The following is a 26921-nucleotide window of genomic DNA, read 5'->3' as shown; positions in this document are numbered from 1 at the left end:
CCCTTCACGCGTTCCCGCGTCCCCCGGGGGCGCGGCCCGGGTGAGCGGCTGCGAGTACGCGCTGCCCGGCGACGTCCAGGCGCCGGCCGTCGCGGTCCTCGCCCGTCCCGCGTCCCCCGGGGGGGGGGGGCGGCCCCCGGGCGGGGGGGGGGCGGGGCCACGGGGGTGGCGCTCCGGTGAGTCTAGTACGGGTCCCTGGGCGGGTCCGGGGCTTACGGGAACTCGACCACCGAGCGGAGGACCTCGCCGCGCTCCATCCGGGCGAAGGCCTCCTCGACCCCGTCGAGCGGGATGGTCTCGGAGACGAAGGCGTCCAGGTCGAGCCGCCCCTGGAGGTAGAGGTCGACCAGCAACGGGAAGTCGCGCTCGGGCAGGCAGTCCCCGTACCAGGAGGACTTCAGGGACCCGCCGCGGCCGAAGACGTCCAGCAGCGGGAGTTCGAGCCGCATCTCCGGGGTCGGGACTCCGACCAGGACCACGGTGCCGGCCAGGTCGCGGGCGTAGAAGGCCTGCTGGTAGGTCTCCGGGCGGCCGACGGCGTCGATGACCACGTCCGCGCCGTTGCCGCCGGTCAGGTCCTGGACGGCCTTGACCACGTCCGTGCCGCGGCCGTTGACGGTGTGGGTGGCCCCCAGGCCGCGCGCCCACTCCAGCTTCCGGTCGTCCAGGTCCACCGCGATGATCTTCGAGGCGCCGGCCAGCCGGGCGCCGGCCACGGCCGCATTGCCCACTCCCCCGCAGCCGATGACGGCGACCGAGTCGCCCCGGCCGACGTTGCCGGTGTTCAGGGCGGCGCCGAGGCCCGCCATCACCCCGCAGCCGAGGAGGCCGGCCGCCGCCGGGGCCGCGGCCCGGTCCACCTTGGTGCACTGTCCGGCCGCGACCAGGGTCTTCTCGGCGAAGGCGCCGATGCCCAGCGCCGGGGACAGCGGGGTGCCGTCCTCCAGGGTCATGGGCTGGGTCGCGTTGTGCGTGGCGAAGCAGTACCAGGGGCGGCCGCGCTTGCAGGCCCGGCAGGTCCCGCACACCGCACGCCAGTTGAGGACGACGAAGTCGCCGGGGGCCACGGAGGTGACGTCCGGGCCGACCGATTCCACGATCCCGGCGGCCTCGTGGCCGAGCAGGAAGGGGAACTCGTCGTTGATGCCGCCCTCCCGGTAGTGCAGGTCGGTGTGGCAGACCCCGCAGGCCTGCACCCGGACGAGCGCCTCGCCCGGTCCCGGGTCGGGCACGAGGATCGTCGTCGTCTCCACCGGTGCGCCCTTGCTCCGGGCGATGATCCCTCGTACGCGGTGCGTCACGTCGTAACCCCGTTCTGCTCTCGTCGGTTCCCGGTCAGAACGTACACGGGCTCCGCCCGGCAGGGGAGTTGCCTCACTCCGGAGCGAGAGATCCAGCCAGCTCAGGAGGTACGGACGCGCGCAGGGCGGCGCCGAACGCGGCCACCGCCGGGTGGGCGCCGGCCCCGCTGCGGAAGGCGAGGTTGGTATGGCGCTGCATGCGCAGACGGGTGAGGCGGACGGCCGGATCGGCGGGGCCGGTGACCCCGAGCTGCGGTACGACGGCCACCCCCTGGCCGGCTGCGACCAGGGCGAGCACGGTCGCGAACTCGTCGACGCGGTGGCGGACCCGCGGGGTGAACCCGGCTGCCTGGCAGGCCCGTTCGGCCATGGCGTGGCAGAGGGTGCCGGGGGTGGCGGTGATCCAGGGGTCCTCCGCGTGGGCGCGCAGGACGGCGCCCTGGCCGTCGGCCGGGGGCGGTCCGGGAATCCCGTGGGCGCCGGGAGCCCCGGGCACACCAGGAGCACTGGGAGCGCCAGGAGCACCGGGAGCCCCAGGAGCACCGGGAGCCCCCGCGGCGGGCGCGGCCAGGTACATCGCCTCCCGGTACAGCGGCTCGGTGGCCAGCCCGGGCTCCCGGGCGGCCGGCACGAAGTCGTAGGCGTGCACCAGGGCCACGTCGAGGTCGCCGGAGCGCAGGGCGTGCGCTACCGCCGCCGGGTCGGTCTCGCGGACCATCGGCTCGAGTCCCGGGTGGTGCCGGGCCAGGGCGGTCAGGGCGGCCGGGACGATGGCCCGGGTGGCGGTGGGGAACGCGCCGATGCGCAGGACTCCGGCCAGGCCGCCGCGCGCTTCGGCGAGATCGGACTCGGCCTGTTCCAGTCGTTCGAGAACGGCCTCGGCGTGGCCCACCAGGTGCCGGCCGGCCGGGGTGAGGCGGACCCGGCGCCCGGTGCGCTCCAGGAGCGGGAGGCCCGCTTCGCGTTCGAGGACGGCGAGTTGCTGGGACACCGCCGAAGGGCTGAAGGCGAGGGCTTCGGCGACGGCCGCGATGGTCCCGCGGCGGGCGAGTTCGCGCAGCAGGCGCAGGCGTCGTACGTCGAGCATCGGCTCAGCTTACGGGTGGGGTAAGAAACGCGAACTGGATTCGCGGCTCGGGGCGGGCGAGGCTCGACGGCATGGCACAGGACAGGACCGACATCATCGGGAACGACGACATGAACGCCGGCGCGGGGCTCTGTCTGCGCGGGATCCACGTACCGCTGGTCACTCCCTTCACCCGCGCCGGGGGCCTCGCCGCCGAGGCCCTGGAGGCACTGGCCCACGAGGTGCTCGACGGGGGCGCGGCCGGGATCGTCGCCCTCGGCACCACCGCGGAGGCGGCCATGCTCGACGAGGCGGAGCGCGACCTCGTCACCGGCGTGTGCGCGCGGGTCTGCGCGGAGCGGGGCGCGCTGCTGACGGTGGGCGCCGGGGCGAGCGGGACCCGGGCCGCGGAGGCTTCGCTGGTCCGGCTGGCGCGGTGGCCGCGGGCGGGGGCGGCGCTGGTGACCGTGCCCCCGTTCGTACGGCCCTCGGCGGCGGGGGTGCTGGCGCACTTCGCACGGCTGGCCGAGGTGAGCCCGGTACCGCTGATCGTCTATCACGTCCCGTACCGGACCGGGCAGTCGCTGGACGCGGCGGCCCTGCGGGCGCTCGGCTCGCTGGACGGAGTGGCCGGGGTGAAGTACGCGGGCGGCTCGGTCGGGCAGGACGCCGTGGCGCTGCTCGGGGACCTGCCGGACGGCTTCGAGGTGCTGGCCGGGGACGACGCGTACCTCTCGCCGATGCTGGCGCTGGGCGCGGCGGGCGGGATCCTGGCCTCGGCGCACCTGGCGACGGCCCGGTTCGCGGAGCTCGCCGGGGCCTGGCGGGCGGGTGACGTGGCGCGGGCGAGGCCGCTCGGGCACGCCCTGGCCCGGATGTCGGAGGCGGTCTTCGCCGAGCCGAATCCGGCGGTCGTCAAGGGCGTGCTGCACGCGCAGGGCCGGATCCCGACGCCCGGCGTACGGCTCCCGCTGCTGCCGGCCTCGGAGGCGGCGGTGAAGGCGGCCCTGGAGCGGCTGGCGGAGCTCTGAAGGCCCTGGCCGCGGGGCCCGGGCCCGGCCGGGGCACGGGCCCGGCCGGGGCACGGGCCCGGCCGGGGCACGGGCCCGGCCGGGCGGGCGGGCCCGGCCGGGCGGGCGGGCCGGTGGAGCAGGCGCTGCCATGACCGGAAAACATCCGCGATGGGCGATTCGCCCGCAACGCACCTGTCGCCCGAATCCGGCCCGTGGAGAGCGGACTTGCCCGTATTCACCGAGGGGTCGCGACCGGCCCCGCGGCCCGTGATGTGAGTCACTCGGAACGCATCAACATCAATTCCTTCGAAGGGTTGATTCCCTTTTCCCGGAAAGAAAGTTGGGTAATGCGCGAAGCGCCCTCCAAGGTCATTTTCGGGGCGGAGGGCAGGAAGTCGATCTACCGGTGGAATTCGGGCCTTGTTCCGGCGCGTCGGGCTCGCCTACGGTCACCCTCATTCCCGGCGGTCACGCTCCCTAAACCGGCCACCTCCGGGGCCTCTCCGTCCCCCACGTGAGGAAATGCGCCATGCCCGCAAAGGGAAAGCACCGTCGGCCGAAGCAGCACCCGATCACCCGCAAGCTGGCCCTCGCCGGCACCGGCGGTGCGGCGCTCGCCCTGCCCCTGATCAGCGCGACCACCGCCGGAGCGGTGGCGCCGACCGCCGCCCCCGCGGCCCTCACCGCCGCTCCCGCCGCGGCCCCCGCCACCGCTCCCGCGACCTATTCCGTGGTCGCCGGCGACACCCTTTCCGAGATCGCCGCGGAGCATTCCGTGAGCGGCGGCTGGAAGAAGCTCTACGCGGCGAACAAGAGCGTCATCGGCGACAACCCGGCGATCATCCGGCCCGGTATGAAGCTGAACCTCGGCGCCCAGGACGAGACCGCCCGCGCGAGCAGGTCCGCCGCCCGGCCCGCCCTCAAGCCGACCACCAAGACCGCCTACGCGAACAATCTCGACGGATGGATCCGCGAGTCCCTCGACGTGATGGCCAAGCACGGAATTCCCGGGACCTACAACGGAATCCACCGCAACGTGATGCGGGAGTCCTCGGGCAACCCCCTCGCCATCAACAACTGGGACATCAACGCCCAGAACGGCATCCCGTCCAAGGGCCTGCTCCAGGTCATCGACCCGACCTTCAAGGCCTACCACGTGCCCGGCACTTCGCTGGACTCCTACGACCCCGTCGCGAACATCACGGCCGCCTGCAACTACGCGGCCGCCCGCTACGGTTCCATCGACAACGTCAACGGGCCCTACTGACCGGCCCCGCGCCGGACGCTCAGGGCCGCCGCCGCCGGCGGGCGGCCCGGAGCAGGATGCGCACGGGGGCCACGAGGCCGTAGCCGACGTCCCGGCGCAGGGCGCCGACCCCCGCGCGCTCCACGGCCGTGAGCTGGTGCGCCATCAGCTCCACCATGGTCTCGGTCACCGGGCGCAGGCCCGGGTCGACGAGGTCGAGGATGCCTTCGGTGGCGTCGAGGGCCGTGCGGGCGCGGCCGGTCTCGGCGGCGAGGAGCGCGCGTACGGCGGGGGTGTCCCGGGCCTGTTCGAGGTCGGCGCGGGTCACCGCGTGCTCGTCGAGGCGGGCGCGCGGGATGCACAGGCGGCCGTCCGCCAGGTCCCCGGCGAGGTCCGCGAGGAAGTCGACCCGCTGGGCGGCGTCGACGAACCGCCGCCAGCCCGCGGCCTGTTCGGCGTCGGGGCCGCCCTGGTACTGGAGGCCGGTGAAGATCAGCACCCCTGGCCAGGCGTAGGCGTCGAGGTAGTCCTGGAAGTCCTCTTCGGCGGCGAAGCCGTCGAATCCGGCCTCCGCGGTGGCGGCGCCTTCGAGGAACCGGGAGATCCAGTGCGCGGGCAGGGCCCGGGAGTCCACGGCGTGCGCGTAGGCGCGCAGCACCGGGTCGGGGCTGTCCCCGGTCTTCAGGGCCGCTTCGACGCGTTCGGTCAGCGCGGCCAGGTTGGCGGCCCGCGCGGCCGGGGTGCCGGTCTCGGCCACGTCGTCGACCAGGTTCATGAAGGCGAGTCCGGCGGAGAGCCACGGCACCAGGGGCGGGGCGGCGAGCAGCCGCAGCGCGAGGTAGGGGGCCGGTTCGCGGCGCAGCACCCGGCGGGCGGCGTGGGTGTGGTCGTCCCGCAGCCGGGTGCCGGATATCCCGGCGGCCGTGAGCGTGGTGCGCCAGGTCGGCATCGTGGTCGTGCTCCTCGAAACGTTTCTCCGCGTGTTCCGCGTGTACGGAGATCAGGATCGCAGGCCTGCGCGCCGTGCGGGCACGCGCATCAGGAGCGGTAGACCTTCTTGACCTTTCCGTCGGTGCCGGCCAGGACGTAGCCGCCTTGGCCGTACTCGTCGCTCAGGTAGGGCCGCATGGACGGGCTCTGGTCCATCATCCAGGGCTCGACGATCACGTAGCGGGAGGTCGGGTTCGCCACGTCCAGGTCCTTCTTCGCCTGCTCCAGGAGGGCGGGCAGGGTGTCCCATTCGACCTTGGCCATGTCGATGAGCGGGACCCGGTCCCTGACCGTGCCGGCGGGGCCGCTGCGGGTGACCGCGCCGTCGCGGTACTGCCAGGAGTCGACGGTCTTGGCCCCGGGGGAGGTCGGGACGGCGGCGATGACGTAGGAGTCGTAGATCCGCAGGTTCACGAAGTCCGTGGTGCCGGTCTGCTCCTTCAGGGCCGCCAGGGCCGTCCGGATGTTGGCGGGGGTGAGCAGGCTGCCCTCGGTCTTGGCGCCCTTGCTCGCGCCGGCCTTCGGGCCGGGGGTCGACGGGGCCGAGGGGGTCGCGGGTCCCGCGCTGCCGGAGGGGCCGGCGCTCGCGCTGCTGCCGGGGCCGCCCTTCGCCTCGCCGCCGGGGCCGCCGCCGTCCGGCAGCAGTTTGACGATCCCCACCGTCCCGGCCACGAGGACCGCCGCGAGGGCGGCGCCGAGCAGCACCGGGCGCCGGCGCGGGGCCGCCGGGGGCGGGAGGGGCGCGGTGACCGCGTACGGGTGGGGCGCCGGGCCGAACGGCGGCGGCGCGGGCGGCCCGTACTGCCCCACGGCGGGCGGGACGGCCGGAGCCCCCGGGGGCGCGCCGAGAGCGGTGCTCGCGTCCCGGAGCAGCGCTTCGAGCTGCTCGGCGTCGGGCCGCGCGGCCGGATCCCGTACGAGCAGCCGTTCCAGTACGGGACCCAGCGGGCCGGAGCGTACGGGCGCCGGGATCGGCTCGTCGAGCACGGCCACGACGGTGGCCAGGCTGGTGGCCCGGCGCAGCGGATGGACGCCCTCCGCCGCCACGTAGAGCAGCATGCCGAGCGACCACAGGTCGGAGGCGGCCAGCCCCTCCTCCCCGCGGACGCGCTCGGGTGCGATGTACTCCGGCGAGCCGATGAGCACACCGGTGGAGGTGAGGCCGGTCGAGCCGTGCAGGGCCGCGATGCCGAAGTCGGTGAGGACCGCCGATCCGTCGGGCCGCAGCAGCACGTTGGCCGGCTTCACGTCCCGGTGCAGGACCCCTTCGGCGTGCGCGGCGCGCAGGGCGGACAGCACGTCGCGGCCGAGCCGGAGCACCTCCGCGAGCGGCAGCGGTCCGGACGCGATCCGGTCGTGCAGGGAACCGCCCCTGACCAGTTCCATCACGATCCACGGATGACCCTGCGAACCGTCCGCGCCGACGGCGGGCTCGACGATGTGGTGGATCGTCACGACGTGCGGATGGGCGAGGCGGGCCAGGGCCCGCGCCTCGCGGACGGCCCGTTCGCGCAGCTGGTCGGCGAGGCCGGGCTGGGCGGCGGCGGTCGCCGGGTCCGGCGGGCGCACCTCCTTGAGCGCGACCTCGCGGTGCAGTGCGATGTCGCGGGCGCGCCACACCGTGCCCATCCCGCCGCTGCCCAGGGGCGCGACCAGCTCGAAGCGCCCGTCGATCAGCTGTCTGCCGGCCTCACTCGTGTCCATGGCCGGTCATCGTAAAGGGCGCCGGTGTCAGCAGCGTCGGCGGTCCACCGTGAGGGTGCCCTGCACGGCGGTGACCGTGCGGTCGTGGCAGCGGCCGGGGGCCTGCGACCCGTACAGGCGGGAGCGGGCGGAGGTGGTGGCCACGGCGTGCCGCTGGTCGCGCGGGACGTTCGCGGTGTAGGTGGCGTCGCCCGTGTACCGGTCGTCGAGCCGGGAGACGTCGATCGTCCGGCCGCCGCGCAGGGTGGCGCTGTCGGCGCGGTCGCCGAGCGAGAGGACGGTGCGCAGCCGGTCGCCGGCGCCCAGGGTGGTCTCGCCGTCCATCGTGTACGTGCGGCCGGTCCGGGTGGTGGTGGTCCCGCGGGTCACGGTCTCCTCATCGGTCCAGGTCGCGGTGAGCGCGTCACGGTTCTCGCCTTCGGTCCAGCGGTGGACGGAGGTGTGGTGGACGGCTCGGGTGACGGTGGTGGTGACCCGCCCGTGGGAGGTGTCGAGGTGTCCGGCGACGGTCAGCCGGTGGCCGCCCTCGGTGTCGAGGCGGTGTTCGCCGCCGGGTGCGGCGGGGGTCCAGCGGGAGGAGTTGGCCGGGTCGCTCTGCTCGTGCCGGGTGAGGGCGCCGGTGACGACCTTCCGTGCCTCGTCCTGCCACAGCAGCAGGTTGGTGGGGGTGCTCCAGCCGCTCTGCCCGGCCGGCACTCCGGCCACGGACACCTCGATCCGGTGCGGACGGCCGTCGTTGAGGAGGGCGGCGTAGGGGGTGAGGTCGTAGGTGATGGGCTGGACGTCGAAGGCGCGGGGGCCGGGGGTGACGTACCAGAGGAAGGGGTTGGACCAGCCGCCGGTCCAGACGGTGGGGAAGGGCGCCGCGATGCCGGCGAGCTGTCCGTCCACGGAGACGCGGACCTCGCGGTAGGGGCCGTCGGCGGCCTTGCAGGAGTACGGGGCCGCGTCCGGGGTGGTCATGTACCAGTACTCCTCGCAGCCGCCGCCCGAGCCGGTGGCGTACACCTCGGCGAGGAGGCGCTCCGTGTTGCGCGGGGTGGTGACGGCGGGGGTGGTGAGGGGGAGCACCCGGTCGGGGGTGGCGGCGGGGCCGGTGCGGCCCTCGGCGGCGTAGAAGGTGAGGGTGACCTTGACGTCGATGATCCCGGTGTAGGTGTCGTTGACGACGTTGCCGATGAGCATCTCGACGGGCTGCGGGCGGGTGAGCGTGTCGCGGTAGCGGGTGACGTCCTTCTCGACCGACCAGGTGATGCCGTCGGGCGAGGGCTGCGGGGTGGAGGTGCGCAGGATCTCGACGCCGCCGAGGGAGAGGTGGCCGAGGCGGTCGTACTGGCGGCCCTTGACCTTGCCGTCGAGGCGGAGCACCACCGCGGCCCAGTGGTCGGCGCCACAGCCCGCGGGCGGGGTGTAACTGCCGCGGTACGGGGTGAAGTCGCGGAACTGGGCCTCCGCGAGGGTGACTTCGCAGGACCGGGTGCCGGGGCGGGCCACGGGCGGGGCGGGGGTGAGGGGGTCGTGCCAGTCGGTGCCGAACTCGGCGGGCGGTGAATCGCCTCCGGGGGCGGGTGCGGAGGCGGGTGCGGAGGCGGGTGCCGGTGCCGGTGCCGGTGCCGGTGCCGGTGCGGCAGCGTTCGCGGGTCCCGCGGTGCCGGCCAGGGCTGTCGCGGCGAGGGTCAGCGCGCCGAGCAGGCCCATGATCCTGTGTCGTGTCATGGGCCCGCAGTGAAACCGGCCCGCCCGGCGGGCGCCAGGGCCCGCGCGGTGGCCCTGGCCGGAAATCGCCGCTCGGCCCGGGCGGGTCAGGCGGGTCGGGCCGGTCGTGCGGGTCAGGCCGGGAGGACGACGACCCCGTCGGCGTCGGCGTGGACCGCGTCGCCGGGACGGAAGGTGGCGCCGCCGATCGTGACGGGCCCGTCGACCGTGCCGGCTCCGGTCTTGCCGCTCTTGCGGGGCACGGTGCCCAGCGCCATGACCCCGAGGTCGAGTCCGCCGAGGGCCACGCTGTCGCGGACCGCGCCGTTGATGATCAGGCCGGCCCAGCCGTTGCGCTGGGCCGCGCCGGCGATGAGGTCGCCGACGAGGGCGGTGCGCAGCGAGCCGCCGCCGTCCACGACGAGGACGGCGCCCTCGCCCGGTGAGTGGACGAGCTCGCGCAGCAGCGCGTTGTCCTCGTGGCAGACGAGGGTCCGCACGGGACCGGCGAACAGCGGGCGGCCGCCCAGGAGGCGGAACTGCGTCGCGCAGATGCCGAGTGCTTCGCCGTGCTCGTCGTAGAGGTCCGCCGTGGGGACCGGGGTGACGCTCATGTCGCTGGAACTTCCTCGCGGGCTCGTTCTGGGTACGCCGTTGCGGGCCGTGCGGGGCCGGGTACGACCTTGGCTAGGGGGTGTCTTGCCGATCAGGGCAAGGCACCCCCTAGCGTTTCAGGGCACGGTACCGCTTGAGGAGGGCGGTGATCTTCTCGGGATCCGCCTTGCCGTTCAGCTCGGCGAGGAGGTCGTCGGGGCAGAGCTCGTAGAGGTCGCCCCACCATCGGCCGCCCTTGGTCTTCCAGATGCGGTAGCCGCCCGGGACCCCTCGTGCCACGTACGCGCGTCGGCTCATGCCCCGTCCCTGCCCCGGCCGGTGCGTCCGGACACTCAGTCGCGGGAGTTGCCGAAGAGGATCCGGTAGCCGATCAGCAGGACCAGCGAGCCCGCGATGGCGGAGCCCCAGGTGGCGAGGTCGAAGAACTGGTTGTCGATCGGGCGGTCGAGGAACTTCGCCGAGAGCCAGCCGCCGATGAAGGCGCCGGCCACGCCGATCAGGGTGGTGCCGATCAGGCCGCCCGGGTCCCGGCCGGGCAGCAGGACCTTGGCGATGCCTCCGGCCAGCAGTCCCAGGATGATCCAGCCGATGATCCCCATGTCCATGCACTCCGTTTCGGTGTTCCGGTGGTTCACCCAGGAGGACGCGACCGGGGCCGAATCGGTTCTCCGGCGCTCGGCCCTCAGCGGTGGTGGGCGGGGGTGAGCGCGCCCAGCGGGACCGCGGGCGGGGGCGTGGCGGCCGGGGCGACGGCCGCGACGAAGGCCGGGGCGGAGGCCGGGACGGAGCTTGGGACGGGAGCCAGGGCCGGGGCCGGTACGGCAGCCGGGGCCGGTACGGACGCCGGGGCCGGGGCCGGGGCCGGTACGGACGCCGGCGCCGGGGCCGGTACCTGCGGCGTGCGGGTCAGGAGCAGGACCCCCCGCGCGGCGGCCAGGGCTCCCGCCGCGGCCAGCAGCGCTCCCGCCGCGCCGCCCTGGAGCCGTTCGCCGAGCAGGACCATGCCGATGGCGGCCGCGGCCAGCGGGTTGGCCAGGTTGACCACGGCCAGCGGGGCGCCGAGCCCGCCCCGGTAGGCCCGCTGCGACAGCAGCATCCCGCCGACGGCGAACACCACGACGAGCAGGGCCACGGCGACGACGCGGACGCTGAACAGGGATCCGCCGCGGCCGCCCGCGACGGCCACGGTCTGGGTCAGGGCCGAGGCGGCCGCGGAGGCCAGCCCGGAGGCCGTGGCGTGCCGCAGCCCGGAGCGCGGGTCCTTGACGGCGGTCAGCAGCAGGATCAGCGCGGCCGTGGTGCCGGAGACGGCGAGCGCCTCGGCGAGGGTGAGCGTGTCGTCGGGGGCCGGCCCGGAGGCCGGGAGCAGCAGCAGGCCCAGTCCGGCGACGGTGGCCAGGGTGCCCCGCCATTCGGTGGCCGCCACCCGGCGGCCGGCTCCGCGCGCCCCCAGCGGGACCGCGGCCACCAGGGTCAGCGCGCCGAGCGGCTGGACGAGCGTGAGCGGTCCGTAGCGCAGGGCCGCGGCGTGCAGCAGGGCCGCGGCGGCGTTCAGACCGGCCGACCACCACCAGGCGCCGTTGCCGAGCAGGGCCCGGGCGCTGCGGGCGGCCCCGGCGCGGGCGAGCCGCTCCTGGGCCACGGCGGCGGCCGCGTAGGCCACGGCGGAGGCGAGGCAGAGGCCGACGGCGAGGGCGGTGGCGTTCACCGCTCGGCTCCGACGGGCACGGGCGCGGCGCGGCGCGGACCCGGCAGTCCTCGTACGGGGGCCGCGGCGGCGCCCCGGCGCGGGATCAGCAGCAGGGCCGCCCCGAGGAGCAGGGTCGCCACGATCGCGTCGAGCCAGTAGTGGTTGGCGGTGCCGACGACCACGAACAGGGTCAGCGCGGGGTGCAGCAGCCACAGGGCGCGCCATCTGCCGGAGGTGGCGGCGATCATGCCGATCGCGAGCATCAGCGCCCAGCCGAAGTGCAGGGAGGGCATCGCCGCGAACTGGTTGGCCATGGTGTCGGTGGCCGGGGCGGCCCCGTACACGCTGGGTCCGTAGACCTGTCCGGTGTCGACCAGGTGCGCGGCCCCGAGCATCCGCGGGGGCGCGAGCGGGAAGGCGAGGTGCAGGGCGAGGGCGGCTCCGGTGAGGACCGCGAGGACGCGGCGGGCCCAGAGGTAGTGGTCGGGCCTGCGCAGGTAGAGCCAGATCAGGAAGAGCGCGGTGGCCGGGAAGTGGACGGCCGCGTAGTAGGTGTTCGCGGTGTGGACGAGGGTGTCGCCGTGCAGCAGCAGGCGCTGTACCGCTCCCTCGCCGGGAAGGTGCAGGGCGCGCTCGGCGTCCCAGATCCGGGCGGCGTTGCGGAAGGCCTCCTCGGTGCGTCCGGTCGAGAGCATCCGGCCCGCCTTGTAGACGGTGAACAGCCCCGCGACGAGCAGCAGCTCGCGTATGAGGCGGCGGCGCGCGGCCTTCCGGCCTGCCGCCGCCCCGGCGGGTGTGGTGTGGGAGCTCATCCCCCGGTCCCTCTTCCTGTTGCGCACGGATCGAAACGATCGACACGCCAGTGTATCGATACATCTGCGTATCGATACGACGGTGTACCGATACGCTCGCGTTCCGGTACACTCGCAGTGGAACCTGCCGCCGAGGCGCCCCCTAGGAGAGCCGCACCCCATGACGTCGACGCCGAGCACCGCGCGCCGCTCCAAGATCACTCCGGAGCGGGAGCAGGAGTTCTTCGACGCCGTCTTGGAGCAGCTGCGCGAACACGGCTACGAGGCCCTGACCATGGAGGGCGTCGCCGCGCGGGCCAGCTGCGGCAAGTCCACGCTCTACCGGCAGTGGAAGACCAAGCCCCAGCTCGTCGCCGCGGCGCTCCGCGCGAACCGGCAGGGCACGCTCGTCGCGGTGGACACCGGGACGCTGGCGGGCGACCTGCGCGAGGCGGCCCGGATCGCGGCCTGCACCTCGGGGCGCGACACCCGGCTCATGCAGGCGCTCGGGCACGCTGTGCTCAGCGACGGTGAGCTCCAGGCCGCGCTGCGCGAGGCGCTGGTCGAGCCGGAGCTGGCCGCCTTCGCGGTGATGGTGGAACGGGCGGTGGCGCGCGGCGAGATCACCGCGGACCACCCGGCCGTGGAGTTCCTGCCCGCGCAGCTGATGGGCGTGCTGCGCATCCGGCCGGTGCTCGAAGGGCGCGACGCGGACGCGGGCTACCTGCTCCGGTTCGTCGACGCGGTCATGCTCCCCTCCCTGGGCCTCACACCGCCCGGAACCCCCGGCCCCGCCGGGGCCCCCTGAACCGGCGGGCCGCCGTCCCGATGACCGGACGGTGACCTGCCCGCGCTGCCTCGTGGGGACGGCGGCAGCGCGTCATCCGGACCGGGCGGCGGTCACTCACCCGAAGAGTGGCCGCCGTCCGATCCGTGTGGTCCTCGCGTGTGCGCGACCCGCCGTCAGCGCACGGCGCCCATGGTGCGGGTGAACTCCTCCGGGCCGGCCTCGAAGCCCCGCAGCCGGGCGTCGAGCGACCAGGCTCCCGAGTCGTCGCGGGTGAACTCGGCGACCGTCGCCGCGGTGGCGGACGGGACCGAGCCGAAGTCGCCCTGGGCGAGGTCGGTATAGCCCTCGCGGATGCGCAGGCCCGTCCCGGCGATGTCGGCGAACGTCGCGGCGGCCCCGTCGGCGGCGGTGTCCTGGATGATCACCCCGACCACCACGCGCCGCAGGTCCGGTGCCATCCGGCCGAGTTCGAGGGTCATCACCTCGTCGAAGCCGAAGCCCTGGCCCGTGTGGCTGTCCCGGTTCAGGGTGATGGTGCCGTCCGGCGAGCGGCTGCCGAAGTGGACCAGGTGCACGGGCACCCCGTGGAGGTCCGCGGCGCCGTACACCGCCGCGACGATGTCGAGGTCGTGCGCGGGCGTCCCGGCGGGGCTGGGGTCCCACCGCAGCCCGACCTCGACCTTGGCCAGTCCCTTGCGTACACCAGTCACCGAACTCCCCCTTCGCTTACGGGTATTGCCCGGCCATGCTCCCACGTGTCCCCCACCGCGGTCCGAACGACCGTACGTTCCCGGCCAGTGCGCTCACGTGGCGAGGTCGACGCGTACGGTCTCCACCCAGGGCGGGGGCTCGGGCGGGTCCTGCCCCACGAGGGCGGCGATCAGCCGGCAGGACGGCGTCTCGTCCGGCCATGCCGTGTACCCGTCGGTGAGCACGACCACGATGTTCGGCCGGTCCGGCAGGGCCAGCGCATGGCCGCGGCCACGATCCTTACCGACTCGGGGAGTTCGAGGCTGCCGACCCGGCGCTCCAGGACCACGCGCAGCAGGGCGGCCTGCACGGCGGGCGGCGCGGAGGACAACTCGTCGAAGAAGAGCAGGCCGTGGCCGGTGCGGGCGAGGCGCACCGCCCAGTCCGGCGGGGCCATGGGGACACCGGTGGTGGCGGGGTCCTCGCCGACGATGGGCAGCCCCGCGAAGTCGGAGGGCTCGTGGACGCTGGCGATGACGGTCTCCAGCCGTACGCCGAGCGCGGTGGCGAGCTGCCGCATGCCGGCGGACTTGCCAATGCCGGGCTCACCCCACAGCAGGACGGGCTGATTGGCCGTCACGGCCAATGCCAGTGCTTCGAGTTGGGGGTTGGTCGCGGGTTCGGAGCGGGTGGCGCTCAGCCGCCGGCCCAGGGCGTCGGCGGCGGCCAGGGCCCGGGCGGGCTGGGGCGGGGCACTCATGCGTCGTCGTCCTCGCGTTCGCGTTCGTGTTCGTGCTCGTGTGCTTCTTCGTCTTCGGCTTCGTCTTCGCCGCGGTGGGCCATGTGCTCGTCGAACCAGTCGGCGCCGATGCCGGGGTACTCCGCGTCGACGCGCTTCCTCAGGAAGGCGAGGTCGGTGCGCCGGTAGCGGCGGATCTCCTGGGACAGCGACAGTTCCGTCTCGTCGATGACGTCGATGCGCGAGCCGGCCGCCAGCAGGGCCCTGACCAGGTCCGGCGAACCGCCCCGGTGCACGGCGGAGAACAGCGCAGTGCGCTCCTGCTTGTCCCGGGCCTCCAGGTCGAGCCCGGCCGCGAGCAGCCGCGGCAGCAGCACCTCGTGGTCGAGCAGGGGGAGTTCGTGCAGCAGTCCGCGTCCTCGGGCGTCCCTGATCCGGGGGTCCACGCCCGCGTCCAGCAGGGCCGTCACCCCGGGGGTGTCCCCGTGCTGGACGCGCAGGAAGAACTCGCGCCGCTGCGCGCGCAGGGCGCGCGGCAGCCGGCCCTCGCCCGTGGTCCAGGTCTGCTGCACGGCGAAGCACCCGGAGACCTTGCCGCCGAACGCCCGCATGGCGCGCTCGCGTTGCTGCTCCTCGGGGGTGTGCGGCACGTCGAGTACGCCGCCTCGTGAGCGCACCTCGTGCCACCCGCCGCGGCATCGCACGCGCACCGGCCGGCCCGTGTCGGGGCCGGGCGGGCCGACGACCGGTCCGGCCTCGGGGAACAGCGCGGCGGACACCAGCGGGTGGAGCTCGCCGGGGGTGATCCGGCCGGTCCCCACCAGTTCCAGGTCGGGCAGCCGCTGCCAGGTGTACCGCGGCAGTTCGGGGACGGTGCGGGCCTCGGCCTGGCCGATGAAGCGGGCCCGCAGCCGGTCGGTGCCCGCCGGCTCCAGCAGGAGGGTGGAGCGCCAGCCGAAGGCGACGCGGAACCGCTCGCCGACGCCGGCCGCCATGAGCCGCCTCGTCTCCGGCACCAGCCGGGAGAGTGCGATCGGGGGGTGCGCGAACAGCGCCTGCGGGTCGACCGGGCGCTCGTGGCGCAGCGGGGCGGGCACGGTCAGGTCGCGCTCGATGCCCGCCGCCGCGTAGGCCGCATCCATGTCCCCGTCGGCCTGGAGCCGGCGGATCAGGGCGGCGGGGCCGGTCCGTGCGCCGAAGCGCGCGCCCAGCTCGGCCGCGCACCGGGCGTCCCAGAACGGGCGGGCGGCGGCCCAGCTCTCGGGGCGGAAGCCGCCTCCCCCGTACGGATTCCACTTCACGGGCGGGACGGGCGCGCAGTGCAGCCGCAGCCGCTGCGGGCCTTCGATCATCGTGGGCGTGGTGACGGACAGGGACGGGCCGCCGGCGCCGCCGTACGAGGCGAGCACGATCCGCAGGTCCGGCTCGATGGTCGTGCGCCCGCCCAGGGCCCGCGGCAGGTGCCAGCGCAGCAGGTCCGGGGCGAAGTGGCGCAGGTCGTCCGCGACGGCCTCGGCGACGGCCGCGCCGTGCCGGGCCTCGATCCCGGGGAGTTCGACGCGATGTCCACGGCCGCGGCGGCGCAGGCCGCCCGCCAGTCACCGGCGAGCCGGTGCGCGGTGGCCTGCTCGATCATCCAGGCGGGGACGGCGTAACGGCGGATCCGCTGCCAGGCCGGACCGTCCTCGGGCGGGAAGGCATCGGGCTGCCGGATCACCGGTACACGCTGCCGATGGCGCGCACGTCCGGGTGGGAGGCCCGGGCGGGGCGGAGCCGTGCGCCGAAGGAGCGCTTCACGCGGCGGGGCAGGCCGGGGCCCAGGCCGACGTACTCCAGGGGGCTGTCGGCGGACACCGCCGCGAGCAGGCTCTTCGCACCGCGCCCGGTGAGGCCGGTGTGGCGCAGCTCCAGGCGGCGCAGGGGGCTGCCGGGCAGGGCCGCGGCCAGGGCGTACGCCCCTTCGTCGCCGGGGTGGTTGCCGGGGGCTCCGAGGCTCCGCTCGGACAGGGTCCGTCCGAGGTCGAGGCCTTCGATGCCGCCGAGGGAGGCGGCCAGGGAACGCACTCCGGCGGCGCCGATGCCGTTGCCGCCGAGCCCGAGGCGGACCGGGTGCGCCGAGCCGGCCGCGGCGGTGGCGAGGGCCGCGGCGCCTTGGTCGCCGAGGTGGTTGGCCGGGACGTACAGCTCGCGCACCCCGGCCTCCCGGATCAGGGCGGCCAGCAGCGGGGCGTCGTCGGCGCCGAGGCCGTTGCCGCCGAGGAAGAGCCGTTCCAGGGGCTGCTCGCGCTCCAGCAGGGCGTCGAGCAGGAGGCGTACGCCCTCGGCGCCGATCCCCGTGTTGACCAGGTCGAGGGTGCGCAGGGCGGTGTTGCGGCGCAGCAGCGCCGCGAGGGCGCGGGCGCCGTCCGCGAAGAGCGGGTTGCGCTTGAGCCACAGGGCGCGGACGGTGCTGTCGTCGGCGAGTGCTCCGGCGAGGGCGCCCACCCCGGCGGGGCCGATCCGGTTGCAGCCGAGGTAGAGGGTGTGCAGCCCGTGGCCGCCGGTGAGGGTCCCGGCCAGGGTGCGGGCGCCGGTGTCGCCGATGGCGTTGGTGCCGAGCAGCAGGTGGGCGGCGTGCGCGGAGGCGGCCGCGGCCGGCAGCAGCCGGCCGGCGCCGGCCGGGCCGAGCCCCTGCTTGCAGAGGTCGGCGCGGCCGTCGGCGCGCAGGGTGCCGAGCGGGAAGGTCTCGTCGGTTTCGACGGGCCGGTCGGCGGCGAGCCGGGCGAGCAGCGGGTCGAGCGCCGCCGGGTCGGCCGGCGGCAGGTCGGGGTGCTCGATCGCGGGGCACCGTACGGGTGTCGGCTGGGTCATCACCACTCCACCGGTTCCTGCGCCGGTGCCCGGCGACGATCGCGTATCCATCGGGTGTGCATCACGCAGACGCAAGACCGGTCGGATTCGAACCGACGTCCTCCAGCTCGATGCGTGGGCGCGACGACCTCTGCGCTACGGCCTTGCTGCGGACGATCATACCGATCCGGCAGCCGGAAACCGATCACCAGTTTGGGGGTGCGGTCCCCGACTGCCCCGGTACGTCTACCAGTTGCCGTCCTGTACGGGTTTGCCCGGCCTGGGGGCGTTTCCAAGTGGCTTGACCTGTCCCGGGACCGGCTCAGCCCACGGGGCGTGGTCGTCCCCGAGCCACTCCCCCACCGGCTTGACCCCGGTCAGGGGCTCGGCGGGCGCGAGGTCGGCGCCGGACTCGTCGTAATAGTCGAACCAGGGCAGCGCGGCCTGGGTGTAGGCGGCCCGGTCGACCGGCGAGGGCGGTGCGTCCTCGCCGGTGATCCGGCGCCACGCGGGCGGGGTCACCAGGTGGACGAAGACCCGCGCCGCCGGCTCCGGCGCCCAGGCGGAGAGCGGCCGGTCGTCGCGGTAGACCTCCTGGCGCATCGAGCCGCCGACGCCGAGCCCCATGGCCGGGGCCGCGGGCGCCGCGCCCCGGGGTGCGGGCGAACCCGGCGGGGGCATCGCGCCGGGCGGCGGCGCCGCCATCGGCATGGGCACGGCCCCGCCGTAGCCGGCGAAGCCGCCGGGGGCGGCCGGTCCGGCTCCGGGCCGGGGCACCGCCCTGCGGGCCTCCCGCTGCGCGCGCCGCCACTCGGCCAGCGCCTGCTCCCCGAGCGGGAACGCCTGGAGCTGCACCCCGCCGGTGGTCTCCTCGCCGGTGACCTGACCCTCGACGGTGGCGCCGAGGCCCAGCGGCACGGCGACGAACTGGCGCACCGTCCCGTCGCCCGAGTTGATCCCGTCCAGCCACGGCTGACGGGGCAGCACCACGTAGTTCTGCGGGTCACGGGCCAGCCCGCCCGTCCAGCGCTCCCCCGACACCGCGCACACCTTACCGACCCCGACCTGGAGGGCGGCGGGCTCGGCGCTGCGGCCGAAGCTCAGCCACATCGCCTCGCGCAGGTACACCGGCAGCATCACGCCGCCCTTCGCCAGCCACTCCGGCGGCGCCGTGTCCGGGTAGTCCTCGACCCGCCGCAGCGGGAACTCCCCCAGCCCCGGCGGGAGTGCGTGCGTACCCGATTCGGGCAGCCGCAGGGTCCGGATGAAGCGGATCTGCACCCCTTCGCCCAGAAGCAGCGCATTGCCGTCGACCCGTACCGATCCTGTCCCCATGCCCGCCCTTTCTCCCGCCCCGGTTCGGGCGCACCACAGGTTCTGCGGCCGAACCGGATCGTTATCCTCAAGTTTTGCTCAGATGTAGTGACGCTGCGTCCGTCGCCTTCCTAGCTTCCTCGTACACGTGTGTTGACGTCCCCCCACGTCCCCGCGGTTCCACGCGCCCCAGCGACCCTGACGGCCGTCCCGCGTTATTCGAGGAAAGAGTGCAGCAATGAAGGTTCCCCAGGCCGGCGCGGTCGCCGCGGTGATCGCCCTCGCCCTGACCACCTCCGGCTGCGGCGGTGACGACAAGGCCACGGGGACCCTCTCCATCGGCATCAAGTTCGACCAGCCGGGCATCGGCATGCGCGAGCCCGGCGGGACCTTCTCCGGCTTCGACGTGGACGTGGCCACCTACGTGGCCAAGGAGCTCGGCTACACCCCGGACCGGATCGAGTTCAAGCAGGTCTACAGCAACGACCGCGAACTGCTGCTCCAGTACAACGAGGTGGACTTCGTCGCCGCGAGCTACTCGATCAACGACAAGCGCAAGGAGAAGGTCGACTTCGCCGGGCCGTACTTCGTGGCCCACCAGGACCTGCTGGTCCGCGCCGCCGACACCTCCATCACCAAGGCGGAGGACCTCAACAACAAGCGGCTCTGCTCGGTGACCGGCTCCACCTCGGCCGAGAACATCAGGAAGGGGCTCGCCCCCAAGGCGAGCGTCCTGGAGCTCCCCGGGTACTCCGAGTGCCTCGTCGCCCTCGCGGACAACCTCGTCGATGCCATGACCACGGACAACTCCATCCTGGCCGGGTACGCGGCCAGGAAGGGCAACGAGGGCAAGTTCAAGCTCACGGGCCAGAACCTGAGCAACGAGAACTACGGCATCGGCGTCAAGAAGGGCGACAAGGAGCTCCAGGGCAAGATCAACGCCGCTCTGAAGAAGATGGTCGAGGACGGCTCGTGGGAAGCGGCCGTGAAGAAGAACTTCGGCCCCGACTACAAGTACGAGCCCGCCCCGCCGATCACAGCGGGCAGCTGACGATCGTCGAGGCGGTCGCCGGGTCCGACCAGTCGGCGTCGAAGCGGGCGTTGACCACGTAGAGCCGGTTCCCGTGCACGGCCGCCGTCGTCGGCTCGTCGAAGCGCGGGTCGGTGATCTGCCGGACGAAGCGGGCCCGGCGGCCGTCCCCGCTCAACGTGAACACGTCGACGGCGTAACTCCAGTTGCGTACGACGTACAGCGTGCGGCCGTGCACCACCAGCCCGTCGCCGTTGGCCACCGAGCCGCCGTCCAGGACGGTCCGGGTGGCGGAGCCGGTCCGGGGGTCGACGCGGAAGAGCGACTGGACGGCGCCGTACACCACCAGCAGGGCCCGGCCGTCGGGGGTCCGCTCGATGCCGTTGGCCCCCCAGTGCGCGCCGCCGGGCGGGACCGGGACCCATTCCCCGCCGAGCGCGAGGGTGCGCGGGGCCGCGCCCGGGCCGGTCAGCTCGCGTCCGGCGGGCAGGAAGTACAGCACGTCCTTGAAGGAGTCGGTGAACCACGCGCCCCCGCATCCGACGACGACGTCGTTGACGAAGGTGGCGCCGGTCGCGGCCCGGTGGGTGGCCAGCACGCGGCCGTCACCGGGGTGGACGACCCTGATCTCGCCGCTGCCGCCGCCCGCGACCAGGAGCCTTCCGTAGGTGTCGAGCTTGAGCCCGACCGAGGCCGGCCCCCGGCCCTCGGTGATGATCCGGCCGGCGCCGGTGGCCAGGTCGGCCCGGTACAGGGAGCCGTCGATCAGCGAGCCCGTGTAGGCGAGGCCCCGGGCGGAGACGGCGATGCCCTCGGGCTGGAAGCCGGGCGGGGTCGCGAGGGTCTCGGGCCGCGCGCCGGCGGACGCCGCGGCACCGAGCGGCCGGGCCGCGGCGGCGGGGGCCGGCGGACCCGCGAGCGCGGCGCCGCCGAGGACTGCGGCAGCGCCGATGAACCTGCGCCGGCCCAGGGGTTCGGTCCGTCCAGTCACAGTGGTGTCCTCTCGACTTCCGTGGCACGCGCGATGGTCGACCCTGCCACCTCAGCACACCGCCCCCGCCACGTCTGTCCCGGAACCGGCCAGTCCGGCCAGTCCGGCCCGGGCGGCCAGTCCGGCCCGGGCGGCCCGGGCGGCCCGGGCGGCCCGGGAAAACCGGTGGAGCCGCCTTCCGGTGCGCGGCTACGGTGCTCCCGCCCCTGTCGCCTCGTCCGAGGACGTGCCGTTGTACACCAAGTGAGACCCCCCGAGCGCTGATGCGTCGCGCGTCGCACCTGTGCGCCGCGCTGCTTTTTGCAGCTCACGGTCCTGGAGCGGACGAACGTGCGCTCCATCCGCCCCGGGCTCCTGGACCGGCTGCACGGCAACGATCCCGGCTTGGCGGCCGAGTTGCTCCAGGACCCGTCCGTGCTGCGCCGCAACCGCGTCGCCCTCGACTGGGACGGCGCCTGGCACCTCGACACCGGCGGATCCGACCGCCCGGACGGCGAGGCGTACGAGGTCTCGGTCCGCTTCGCGGCGCGGATCCCCATCCGGCCGGTGCGGCTGATCGCCGAAGGCTTCGGCCTCTCGCGGGCCGAGGTCGAAAGGCTGCTCACCGAGGGCAACCTGGTCTCGGCGGTCCGCCTGCGCGGCAGGCTCCGCGGCGACTTCACCTTCGTCCTCAAGCGCTGAGCCTCCCGGAACCGGGGCCCGTCCGGCACGATCCGCCGGACGGGCCCCGGCGCCGCGAGCGGTCAGGCCACCGGGGCCTTGCCGCGCAGCACCGTCAGGAACTCCCGCATCCAGCGCGAGTGGTCGGGCCAGGCCCTGGCCGACACGAGGGTGCCGTCGACCACGGTCTCGGAGTCCTCGAAGTCGGCCCCGGCCGACTTCATGTCCAGCTCCAGCGCCGGGTACGCGGTCACCCGGCGGCCCGTCAGCGCCCCGGCCGCGGCCGTGATCAGCGGGCCGTGGCAAATCTGGGCGATCGGCTTGTCCGCCTCGGCGAAGGCGGCCAGGATCCGCCGCACCTCGGGGTCGTTGCGCAGGTACTCCGGCGCGCGGCCGCCCGGGACGACCAGGGCGGCGTAGTCCTCGGTGACCACGTCGGCGAAGGCCAAGTCGGCCGGCCAGGTGTAGCCGGGCTTCTCGGTGTAGGTGTCGAAGCCGTCCTCGAAGTCGTGCACCACGAAGCGCAGCTTCTTCACCGACGGCGCCGCGATGTGGACCTCGTAGCCCTCCTCGCGCAGGCGCTGGTACGGGTACAGGACCTCCAGCGACTCGGCCGCGTCGCCGGTCACGATGAGGATCTTCACTGCCATGGGCTGCTCCAGAAGCACTGTTCACGGTCGGATGGGGCCCGTGGGGCCACCGCTACCCTGCCCGCCGCCCGCGGCCCGCACACCCGCCAAGGTCCGCGCTCCCGACACATGGTTTTCACCTGTACGGCACATGACAATGTGAGCCTCGCTCTGCCACCCGACACCCCGCCAATTCCCCGGGCGGGGACGGTGCTTGTGGAGAGGTATCCCCCACGCCATGAGAATCTCACGCCTGACTCCCTGGGCCGCCGGCCTCGCCGCCGCCGCCCTCTTCGCGATCCCGGCCGCCGCCTCCGCCGGCCAGCGGCAAGCGGCGGAACCCCGGCCGGCCGCGGCCGCCGCGGACGACTACTACGCCGCCGCCGAGGGCAAGACCGGCGCCGCCCTGAAGGCCGCCCTGCACGGCATCATCAAGAACCAGTCCAAGGTGAACTACGACGGCGTGTGGAACGCCCTCAAGGTGACGGACCAGGACCCGGCGAACCCCGACAACGTGATCCTGCTCTACTCAGGCCGCTCCCAGTCGAAGTCCACCAACGGCGGCGGGGCCAACGACTGGAACCGCGAGCACGTCTGGGCCAAGAGCCACGGCGACTTCGGCACCGCGACCGGCCCGGGCACCGACCTGCACCACCTGCGCCCCGAGGACGTCACCGTCAACAGCACCCGGGGCAACAAGGACTTCGACCGGGGCGGCAGCCCCGTCGGCGAGGCACCCGGCAGCCTCACCGACGCCGACTCCTTCGAGCCGCGCAACGCGGTCAAGGGCGACGTGGCCCGGATGCTCCTCTACATGGCCGTCCGCTACGAGGGCGGCGACGGCTTCGCGAACCTGGAGCTGAACGACCGGGTCGGCAACGGCTCCGCCCCCGCCCACGGCCGGATCAGCGTGCTGAAGCAGTGGCACCAGATGGACCCGCCGGACGCCTTCGAGCAGCGCCGCAACCAGATCATCTTCGATGTCTACCAGCACAACCGGAACCCGTTCATCGACCACCCGGAGTGGGTCGCCTCCATCTGGTGACCGCACCCGCTTCCGGAGCGGCCCCCCGAGCGGCCCCCCGAGCCGCCCTCACAGCGCCGGGTAGTCCGTGTACCCGCGGGCGTCCCCGCCGAAGAAGGTCGCGGGGTCCGGGGTGTTGTACGGGCCCTGCGTGCGCAGCCGCTCCGGGAGGTCGGGGTTGGCCAGGAAGAGGGCGCCGAAGGCGAGCAGGTCGGCGGTGCCGTCCTCGATCAGGGTGAGCGCCCGGTGGTCGGTGGGGCCCTCGGTCGCCGGGTTCAGCACGAGCGGGCCGGAGAACTGCTTGCGCAGGGCGAGGGTGGTCTCCCGGACCTCCGGGCCGTACTCCATGACGTGCAGGTAGGCGAGGCCGAGCCCGTCGATCTCCTTGACCAGGGCCTCGTAGACGGGCTGCGGGTCGGGCTCGGAGATGCCGTTGTACGGGTTGCCGGGCGAGACGCGCAGCGCGGTGCGCTCGGCGCCGATCGCGGCGGCGACCGCCTTGACCACCTCCACGGCGAAGCGGACGCGGTTCTCGGCCGTGCCGCCCCACTCGTCGGTGCGCAGGTTCGAGCCCGGGGCCAGGAACTGGTGGATCAGGTAGCCGTTGGCCCCGTGCAGCTCGACGCCGTCGAAGCCGGCCTCCACGGCGTTGCGGGCGGCCTCGGCGTAGTCGGCGATGGTCGCCCGCACCTCGGCGCCGGTCAGCTCGTGCGGGGTCACGTAGTCCTGGAGGCCGTCCGCGGTGAAGACCTGGCCCTCGGCGGCGACGGCGGAGGGCGCCACGGGGATGAGGCCGTCGGGCAGCAGGGACGGGTGGCCGATCCGGCCCGAGTGCATGATCTGCGCGAAGATCCGGCCGCCCGCGGCGTGCACCGAGTCGGTGACCCCGCGCCAGGCCGCGACCTGCTCGGCGGTGTGCAGGCCGGGGGTGAAGGGGTAGCCCTGCCCGACGGCGGAGGGCTGGATCCCCTCGCTGATGATCAGTCCGGCGGAGGCGCGCTGGGTGTAGTACTCGGCGACGAGGCCGGTGGCGATCCCGCCCTCGGCCGCCCGGCTCCGGGTCATGGGGGCCAGGGCGATGCGGTTGGGGAGGAGCCCGCCGGCGATGTGGACGGGTTCGAATGCGCTGGTCATATCTGCCTCACAGAGTTAATTGGTCGGCCAATGATTGGCTTCCGAGAGGCAGCGTACCCCATTACTTGGCCGACCAAGGTAAAATCTGGGAGGCGGGTAGGATTTCCAGCCCGAGACGAGAAGAGGACCGCCGCCATGACCGCGCAAGCAGCCGGGGAACCGCGTACCGAACCCGTCTGTCCGGTGCCCGGGGCGGTGCTGGACGGACCGGTCAGTCACGCCATCAGCCGCGTGGCCCGGCTCCACCGGATCGCCGCGGGCCGAGCCCTACGGGATCTGGGACTGCATCCGGGACAGGAGTTCCTGATGATGCACCTGTGGGACAGCGGGGCCGTGCGCCAGTCCGAGCTGATCAAGGCGGTCGGCCTCGACCCGTCGACGGTGACGAAGATGCTCCAGCGCCTCGAACAGGCCGGCCACGTCCGGCGCCGCCCCGACCCCGCCGACCGCCGCGCCTCCCTCGTCGAGGCGACGGAGACCAGCTGCGGGCTGCTCTTCGAGGTGCGCCGGGCCTGGGGCGAGCTGGAGCGCCAGACGCTGGCCGGCCTCGACGCGTCCGAGAGCGCCCAACTGACCCGCCTGCTGGGCAAGGTGGAGACCACGCTGTGCTCCGAGCTCGCCCGGAGCGGCGACGGGGACTGCGACACCGCCTGCTAGGCCGGAACCAGGGGCGAGGGGCCGACGGCCAGGGGCCAGGGCCCGTGCGACCGGGCGTGCTACGGCGGGTCCAGGCGGTTCGCCAGGTCCCGGAAACCGGACCACGGCACGGTCGGGGTGCGGGCGTCCCACACCTTCTGGGAGAGCGCGGCCAGCGGCAGCCGGATGCCGGCCGCCACCTGGTCCTGGGTCTGGGCGCCGGACAGGTCGGCCCAGACGGCGAGGCGCCCGCCCAGGATCTGGCCGGCGTACTGCGCCGGGACGGCGGTGCTGCCGCGCAGGACCAGCGGGGTCCACTGCTCGTAGATGCGCTGCCCGGTGGGGTAGGTGAACTGGTTGGGCTCGCCCAGCACGTAGTACAGGTACTCGTCGTTGAGGTTCACGAGCTTGCGGCCCTCGCGCAGGTACTCGAGCGGCGGGCGGGCGCCTATCTCCTTGCCGGTCCAGTACTCGACCTGGATGTCGTCGGCCGCCTTCGCGGTCCCTCCGGCGAAGAACCCGTCGTTCCACGCCTTCAGCGCCTTGCCCGACGGGCGCACGGTGTCCGCCCGGTCGTTGAGCCAGCCCGTGGCCAGGTCCTGAACCCGGGCGTTCGGCCCGTACCGCTCCCGCGCCGCGGTGGCGAGCTGCGGGAAGGAGGCCTCCGGGTCGCGGACCACCAGCGCCTGGTACTCGTCGGCGCCCAGGTGCCAGGCCCCGCCGGGGAACAACGGCTGGTATTCGCGGAGCAGTTCGTCGATGAGCTTCGCGGACGCGGGGTTGGATATGTCCACCGCTCCCTTCACCGCCCTGCCCTGCGCGTCGCGCAGCTGGAGGTCGGGGTGCGCGCGCAGCACCGCGCCGAGGTGTCCGGGCGAGTCGATCTCCGGGACGACGGTGATGTGCAGGCGGGCGGCGAGCGCGATGATGTCGCGCACCTGCGCCTTGGTGAGGTGCGGGGTGGAGACGATCTCGGGGTGGCTGTCGGACTCGATGCGGAAGGCCTGGTCGTCGGAGAAGTGCAGGCCGAGCTGGTTGAGTTTCAGGTCGGCCATCTCGCGCAGCCGGTCCTTTATCCAGTCGGGGGTGAAGTGCTTGCGCGCGATGTCGAGGTTGAGGCCGCGCTGCGGCTCGGCCGGGCCGTCGCGCACGGTGCCTTCGGGGGCCGAACCGGCGCTTTTCACGGCCTGCTTGAGGGTGCGCGTACCGTAGAAGACGCCCGCCTCGTCGGGGCCGGTGATACGGACCCGGCCGTCCTTGACGTCGAGGGTGTACGACTCGGCCGGGCCGGACCCCTTGGCGCCGAGGGCCAGGTGCACGTCGCCCGGGCCGGGCTCCGCCGATTCGGCGTACCCCATGCCCAGTTCACCGGCGAGCAGCCGGCCCTCGTCGGACAGGGCGGCCTTGTCGCCGGGAGCGACGACCACCCGGGCCTCGGGGGCGGGCTTCCAGCCGGGTCCCCGGGCCGGCACGTGCTCCCGTACGGCGGGGATGGTGCGCGGGGCGGTGGACAGGGCGTAGGACGGCGTCGGGGACGGGGCGGCCGCGGTGGGTTCCGGGGCGGGGGCCGCGGACCCGGCCGGAGGGCTCGCTCCGGGGGTCGGGGCGGCCGGGGCCGCCGGAGCACGGGCCTGGTCGGAGGCGGCCGTGCAGGCCGGGGTGGCAAAGGTGACCAGTGCGGCGACCGCGGCCGCCGCTATGGCGTGGCCTCTCACGTGAAACCTCGGCTTCCGGATCATGCGCCCGCGTCCCATGCGCCCGTGTCCCCCGTACCAACCTGGCACGGGGGACACGGGCGCGCGACCGGGAGGGCTCGGACCTGGGCGGTCACAGGGGCGGTCTCAGCCCGTGCGTCTCAGGACGGGGCGGTCTCAGACCAGGGCGTCGAGCGCGGCGGCGGCGAAGCCGTGGTCCTGCTCGGGGGCGCCGCCGCCGACGCCGAGGGCCCCGATCAGGCGGCCGTCGCGGTGCACGGGCAGCCCGCCGGCGATGAACAGCAGCGGACGGTCGAGGGCGGTGGGCAGGGTGTGGAAGGGGGCGCCGGGCTGGACGGCGGCGACCAGGTCGGCGGTGGGCGCGTCCAGCTGGAGCGCCGTGAAGGCCTTGCGGGTGCTGGTCTCGCCGGAGATCAGTACGGCGCGGTCGTCGCGGCGGAAGGCGAGCAGGTGGCCGCCCGCGTCGAGGACGGTGACGCTGACGGTGGCCCCGGCCGCTTCGGCGGCGGCCGTGGCGGCGGCGACGAGCAGCTCGGCGTCCTCGGTGGTCAGCGGGGCGACGGCGGTGCGGGTGGGGCCGGACATGCGGGTTTCTCCTTGCGAGGGGGTCGTGCGGGGAACGGGGGCGG

26 protein-coding genes and 3 pseudogenes are annotated in these 26921 nt (G+C 74.4%); 8 read left to right on the top strand and 21 right to left on the bottom strand.

The window, feature by feature from the left end:
• Nucleotides 1-212: 212 nt before the first annotated feature.
• Together ACFWP3_RS17575 and ACFWP3_RS17570 are read right to left on the bottom strand one after the other, a co-directional pair.
• Nucleotides 213-1301, bottom strand: coding sequence for an S-(hydroxymethyl)mycothiol dehydrogenase (locus ACFWP3_RS17575; RefSeq protein ID WP_384221592.1), 1089 nt, complete (start codon nt 1299-1301; stop codon nt 213-215).
• A gap of 73 nt (nt 1302-1374) precedes the next feature.
• Nucleotides 1375-2388, bottom strand: coding sequence for a LysR substrate-binding domain-containing protein (locus tag ACFWP3_RS17570; protein ID WP_384221590.1), 1014 nt, complete (start codon nt 2386-2388; stop codon nt 1375-1377).
• Between the two features lie 110 nt (nt 2389-2498).
• On the opposite strand from ACFWP3_RS17570, the gene ACFWP3_RS17565 reads away from it, so the two are divergent.
• Together ACFWP3_RS17565 and ACFWP3_RS17560 are read left to right on the top strand one after the other, a co-directional pair.
• Nucleotides 2499-3398 carry a dihydrodipicolinate synthase family protein gene (locus ACFWP3_RS17565; RefSeq protein WP_384221609.1) on the top strand — a complete coding sequence of 300 codons (900 nt, stop codon included), beginning with the start codon at nt 2499-2501 and terminating at the stop codon, nt 3396-3398.
• 511 nt (nt 3399-3909) lie between these two features.
• Nucleotides 3910-4647, top strand: a complete 738-nt coding sequence (locus ACFWP3_RS17560) for a transglycosylase SLT domain-containing protein (protein WP_384221588.1) — start codon at nt 3910-3912, stop codon at nt 4645-4647.
• Between the two features lie 19 nt (nt 4648-4666).
• Here ACFWP3_RS17560 and ACFWP3_RS17555 read toward each other — a convergent pair whose 3' ends face one another.
• The 8 genes from ACFWP3_RS17555 to ACFWP3_RS17520 all read right to left on the bottom strand — a co-directional run bounded on the left by ACFWP3_RS17555 (nt 4667) and on the right by ACFWP3_RS17520 (nt 12132).
• The gene (locus ACFWP3_RS17555) at nt 4667-5575 is read right to left on the bottom strand and encodes a squalene/phytoene synthase family protein (protein WP_384221586.1); all 909 of its coding nucleotides are present in this window, start codon (nt 5573-5575) and stop codon (nt 4667-4669) included.
• Between the two features lie 89 nt (nt 5576-5664).
• Nucleotides 5665-7320, bottom strand: a complete 1656-nt coding sequence (locus tag ACFWP3_RS17550) for a serine/threonine-protein kinase (RefSeq protein WP_384221583.1) — start codon at nt 7318-7320, stop codon at nt 5665-5667.
• A 27-nt stretch (nt 7321-7347) separates the two neighbouring features.
• Nucleotides 7348-9036, bottom strand: coding sequence for a peptide-N4-asparagine amidase (locus ACFWP3_RS17545; protein WP_384221581.1), 1689 nt, complete (start codon nt 9034-9036; stop codon nt 7348-7350).
• Between the two features lie 113 nt (nt 9037-9149).
• Nucleotides 9150-9629 carry a ribonuclease E activity regulator RraA gene (gene rraA / locus ACFWP3_RS17540; protein ID WP_384221579.1) on the bottom strand — a complete coding sequence of 160 codons (480 nt, stop codon included), beginning with the start codon at nt 9627-9629 and terminating at the stop codon, nt 9150-9152.
• Between the two features lie 109 nt (nt 9630-9738).
• Nucleotides 9739-9927, bottom strand: coding sequence for a hypothetical protein (locus tag ACFWP3_RS17535; RefSeq protein WP_384221577.1), 189 nt, complete (start codon nt 9925-9927; stop codon nt 9739-9741).
• A gap of 35 nt (nt 9928-9962) precedes the next feature.
• On the bottom strand, nt 9963-10229 hold the full coding sequence (locus ACFWP3_RS17530; RefSeq protein WP_384221607.1) for a GlsB/YeaQ/YmgE family stress response membrane protein: 267 nt from the start codon (nt 10227-10229) through the stop codon (nt 9963-9965).
• An 83-nt stretch (nt 10230-10312) separates the two neighbouring features.
• Nucleotides 10313-11338 (bottom strand): hypothetical protein, encoded by a 1026-nt coding sequence (locus ACFWP3_RS17525; RefSeq protein WP_384221574.1) that lies wholly within the window; start codon nt 11336-11338, stop codon nt 10313-10315.
• Nucleotides 11335-12132 (bottom strand): phosphatase PAP2 family protein, encoded by a 798-nt coding sequence (locus ACFWP3_RS17520; protein WP_384221572.1) that lies wholly within the window; start codon nt 12130-12132, stop codon nt 11335-11337. Before ACFWP3_RS17520 ends, ACFWP3_RS17525 begins: the two co-directional genes overlap by 4 nt.
• Nucleotides 12133-12292: 160 nt before the next feature.
• Between ACFWP3_RS17520 and ACFWP3_RS17515 the strand changes: the two genes are divergently transcribed.
• On the top strand, nt 12293-12919 hold the full coding sequence (locus ACFWP3_RS17515; protein ID WP_384221569.1) for a TetR/AcrR family transcriptional regulator: 627 nt from the start codon (nt 12293-12295) through the stop codon (nt 12917-12919).
• A 155-nt stretch (nt 12920-13074) separates the two neighbouring features.
• Here the strand turns inward: ACFWP3_RS17515 and ACFWP3_RS17510 are convergent, their stop codons facing one another.
• From ACFWP3_RS17510 to ACFWP3_RS17500, 3 genes and pseudogenes are all read right to left on the bottom strand, one after another.
• Complete coding sequence (locus ACFWP3_RS17510) at nt 13075-13611, bottom strand: TerD family protein (protein WP_384221567.1); 537 nt, start codon at nt 13609-13611, stop codon at nt 13075-13077.
• Between the two features lie 215 nt (nt 13612-13826).
• Nucleotides 13827-14351 (bottom strand): annotated as a pseudogene (locus ACFWP3_RS17505) (sigma 54-interacting transcriptional regulator); the annotation flags it as partial.
• A complete protein-coding gene (locus tag ACFWP3_RS17500; protein ID WP_384221565.1) occupies nt 14348-15739 on the bottom strand; it encodes an ankyrin repeat domain-containing protein in 1392 nt (463 codons plus the stop codon). The gene ACFWP3_RS17500 and the pseudogene ACFWP3_RS17505, both read right to left, overlap by 4 nt.
• Before the next feature lie 51 nt (nt 15740-15790).
• Here ACFWP3_RS17500 and ACFWP3_RS17495 point away from each other — a divergent pair, with 51 nt between their 5' ends.
• Entirely contained in the window at nt 15791-15985 is a 195-nt protein-coding gene (locus ACFWP3_RS17495) for a hypothetical protein (RefSeq protein ID WP_384221562.1), read from the top strand.
• A gap of 58 nt (nt 15986-16043) precedes the next feature.
• Here the strand turns inward: ACFWP3_RS17495 and ACFWP3_RS17490 are convergent, their stop codons facing one another.
• The 3 genes and pseudogenes from ACFWP3_RS17490 to ACFWP3_RS17480 form a co-directional block, all read right to left on the bottom strand.
• The gene (locus ACFWP3_RS17490; RefSeq protein ID WP_384221560.1) at nt 16044-17180 is read right to left on the bottom strand and encodes a gala protein; all 1137 of its coding nucleotides are present in this window, start codon (nt 17178-17180) and stop codon (nt 16044-16046) included.
• A gap of 72 nt (nt 17181-17252) precedes the next feature.
• Nucleotides 17253-17325 (bottom strand): annotated as a pseudogene (locus tag ACFWP3_RS17485).
• An 80-nt stretch (nt 17326-17405) separates the two neighbouring features.
• On the bottom strand, nt 17406-18494 hold the full coding sequence (locus ACFWP3_RS17480; protein WP_384221558.1) for a hypothetical protein: 1089 nt from the start codon (nt 18492-18494) through the stop codon (nt 17406-17408).
• Nucleotides 18495-18711: 217 nt separating this feature from the next.
• Here ACFWP3_RS17480 and ACFWP3_RS17475 point away from each other — a divergent pair, with 217 nt between their 5' ends.
• Complete coding sequence (locus ACFWP3_RS17475) at nt 18712-19524, top strand: glutamate ABC transporter substrate-binding protein (protein ID WP_384221556.1); 813 nt, start codon at nt 18712-18714, stop codon at nt 19522-19524.
• Here the strand turns inward: ACFWP3_RS17475 and ACFWP3_RS17470 are convergent.
• Nucleotides 19508-20494 carry an SMP-30/gluconolactonase/LRE family protein gene (locus ACFWP3_RS17470; protein WP_384221554.1) on the bottom strand — a complete coding sequence of 329 codons (987 nt, stop codon included), beginning with the start codon at nt 20492-20494 and terminating at the stop codon, nt 19508-19510. The genes ACFWP3_RS17475 and ACFWP3_RS17470 overlap by 17 nt on opposite strands.
• Nucleotides 20495-20797: 303 nt before the next feature.
• Between ACFWP3_RS17470 and ACFWP3_RS17465 the strand changes: the two are divergent.
• A pseudogene (locus ACFWP3_RS17465) lies at nt 20798-21175 on the top strand (DUF1062 domain-containing protein); the annotation flags it as partial.
• Nucleotides 21176-21237: 62 nt separating this feature from the next.
• Here ACFWP3_RS17465 and ACFWP3_RS17460 read toward each other — a convergent pair.
• Complete coding sequence (locus ACFWP3_RS17460) at nt 21238-21804, bottom strand: DJ-1/PfpI family protein (RefSeq protein ID WP_384221552.1); 567 nt, start codon at nt 21802-21804, stop codon at nt 21238-21240.
• Between the two features lie 217 nt (nt 21805-22021).
• Here ACFWP3_RS17460 and ACFWP3_RS17455 point away from each other — a divergent pair, with 217 nt between their 5' ends.
• Nucleotides 22022-22828 (top strand): endonuclease I family protein, encoded by an 807-nt coding sequence (locus ACFWP3_RS17455; protein WP_384221550.1) that lies wholly within the window; start codon nt 22022-22024, stop codon nt 22826-22828.
• A 48-nt stretch (nt 22829-22876) separates the two neighbouring features.
• Here ACFWP3_RS17455 and ACFWP3_RS17450 read toward each other — a convergent pair whose 3' ends face one another.
• Complete coding sequence (locus ACFWP3_RS17450) at nt 22877-23941, bottom strand: alkene reductase (RefSeq protein WP_384221547.1); 1065 nt, start codon at nt 23939-23941, stop codon at nt 22877-22879.
• Between the two features lie 135 nt (nt 23942-24076).
• Here ACFWP3_RS17450 and ACFWP3_RS17445 point away from each other — a divergent pair, with 135 nt between their 5' ends.
• Nucleotides 24077-24598: a MarR family winged helix-turn-helix transcriptional regulator gene (locus ACFWP3_RS17445; RefSeq protein WP_384221545.1), complete on the top strand. Its 522-nt coding sequence runs from the start codon at nt 24077-24079 to the stop codon at nt 24596-24598.
• 59 nt (nt 24599-24657) lie between these two features.
• On the opposite strand, the gene ACFWP3_RS17440 is transcribed toward ACFWP3_RS17445, so the two are convergent.
• Nucleotides 24658-26316, bottom strand: a complete 1659-nt coding sequence (locus tag ACFWP3_RS17440; RefSeq protein WP_384221542.1) for a glycoside hydrolase family 20 protein — start codon at nt 26314-26316, stop codon at nt 24658-24660.
• Between the two features lie 132 nt (nt 26317-26448).
• Nucleotides 26449-26877 (bottom strand): heme-binding protein, encoded by a 429-nt coding sequence (locus ACFWP3_RS17435; protein WP_384221541.1) that lies wholly within the window; start codon nt 26875-26877, stop codon nt 26449-26451.
• Nucleotides 26878-26921 lie beyond the last annotated feature (44 nt).

The organism is Streptomyces sp. NPDC058525 (assembly GCF_042719495.1).
Classification (GTDB): Bacteria; Actinomycetota; Actinomycetes; order Streptomycetales; family Streptomycetaceae; genus Streptomyces.
This window is presented reverse-complemented; position numbering and strand designations above follow the sequence as displayed.

Excerpts from the sequence above, each read along its gene's own strand:
- ACFWP3_RS17515 (WP_384221569.1), top strand. The coding sequence starts at position 12,293 with ATGACGTCGACGCCGAGCACCGCGCGCCGCTCCAAGATCACTCCGGAG.
- ACFWP3_RS17460 (WP_384221552.1), bottom strand. The coding sequence starts at position 21,804 with ATGGCAGTGAAGATCCTCATCGTGACCGGCGACGCGGCCGAGTCGCTG.
- ACFWP3_RS17435 (WP_384221541.1), bottom strand. The coding sequence starts at position 26,877 with ATGTCCGGCCCCACCCGCACCGCCGTCGCCCCGCTGACCACCGAGGAC.
- ACFWP3_RS17550 (WP_384221583.1), bottom strand. The coding sequence starts at position 7,320 with ATGGACACGAGTGAGGCCGGCAGACAGCTGATCGACGGGCGCTTCGAG.
- ACFWP3_RS17570 (WP_384221590.1), bottom strand. The coding sequence starts at position 2,388 with ATGCTCGACGTACGACGCCTGCGCCTGCTGCGCGAACTCGCCCGCCGC.
- ACFWP3_RS17455 (WP_384221550.1), top strand. The coding sequence starts at position 22,022 with ATGAGAATCTCACGCCTGACTCCCTGGGCCGCCGGCCTCGCCGCCGCC.
- ACFWP3_RS17480 (WP_384221558.1), bottom strand. The coding sequence starts at position 18,494 with ATGGGGACAGGATCGGTACGGGTCGACGGCAATGCGCTGCTTCTGGGC.
- ACFWP3_RS17475 (WP_384221556.1), top strand. The coding sequence starts at position 18,712 with ATGAAGGTTCCCCAGGCCGGCGCGGTCGCCGCGGTGATCGCCCTCGCC.
- ACFWP3_RS17565 (WP_384221609.1), top strand. The coding sequence starts at position 2,499 with ATGAACGCCGGCGCGGGGCTCTGTCTGCGCGGGATCCACGTACCGCTG.
- ACFWP3_RS17450 (WP_384221547.1), bottom strand. The coding sequence starts at position 23,941 with ATGACCAGCGCATTCGAACCCGTCCACATCGCCGGCGGGCTCCTCCCC.
- ACFWP3_RS17445 (WP_384221545.1), top strand. The coding sequence starts at position 24,077 with ATGACCGCGCAAGCAGCCGGGGAACCGCGTACCGAACCCGTCTGTCCG.
- ACFWP3_RS17560 (WP_384221588.1), top strand. The coding sequence starts at position 3,910 with ATGCCCGCAAAGGGAAAGCACCGTCGGCCGAAGCAGCACCCGATCACC.
- ACFWP3_RS17555 (WP_384221586.1), bottom strand. The coding sequence starts at position 5,575 with ATGCCGACCTGGCGCACCACGCTCACGGCCGCCGGGATATCCGGCACC.
- ACFWP3_RS17520 (WP_384221572.1), bottom strand. The coding sequence starts at position 12,132 with ATGAGCTCCCACACCACACCCGCCGGGGCGGCGGCAGGCCGGAAGGCC.
- rraA (WP_384221579.1), bottom strand. The coding sequence starts at position 9,629 with ATGAGCGTCACCCCGGTCCCCACGGCGGACCTCTACGACGAGCACGGC.
- ACFWP3_RS17490 (WP_384221560.1), bottom strand. The coding sequence starts at position 17,180 with ATGACCCAGCCGACACCCGTACGGTGCCCCGCGATCGAGCACCCCGAC.
- ACFWP3_RS17535 (WP_384221577.1), bottom strand. The coding sequence starts at position 9,927 with ATGAGCCGACGCGCGTACGTGGCACGAGGGGTCCCGGGCGGCTACCGC.
- ACFWP3_RS17545 (WP_384221581.1), bottom strand. The coding sequence starts at position 9,036 with ATGACACGACACAGGATCATGGGCCTGCTCGGCGCGCTGACCCTCGCC.
- ACFWP3_RS17530 (WP_384221607.1), bottom strand. The coding sequence starts at position 10,229 with ATGGGGATCATCGGCTGGATCATCCTGGGACTGCTGGCCGGAGGCATC.
- ACFWP3_RS17440 (WP_384221542.1), bottom strand. The coding sequence starts at position 26,316 with ATGATCCGGAAGCCGAGGTTTCACGTGAGAGGCCACGCCATAGCGGCG.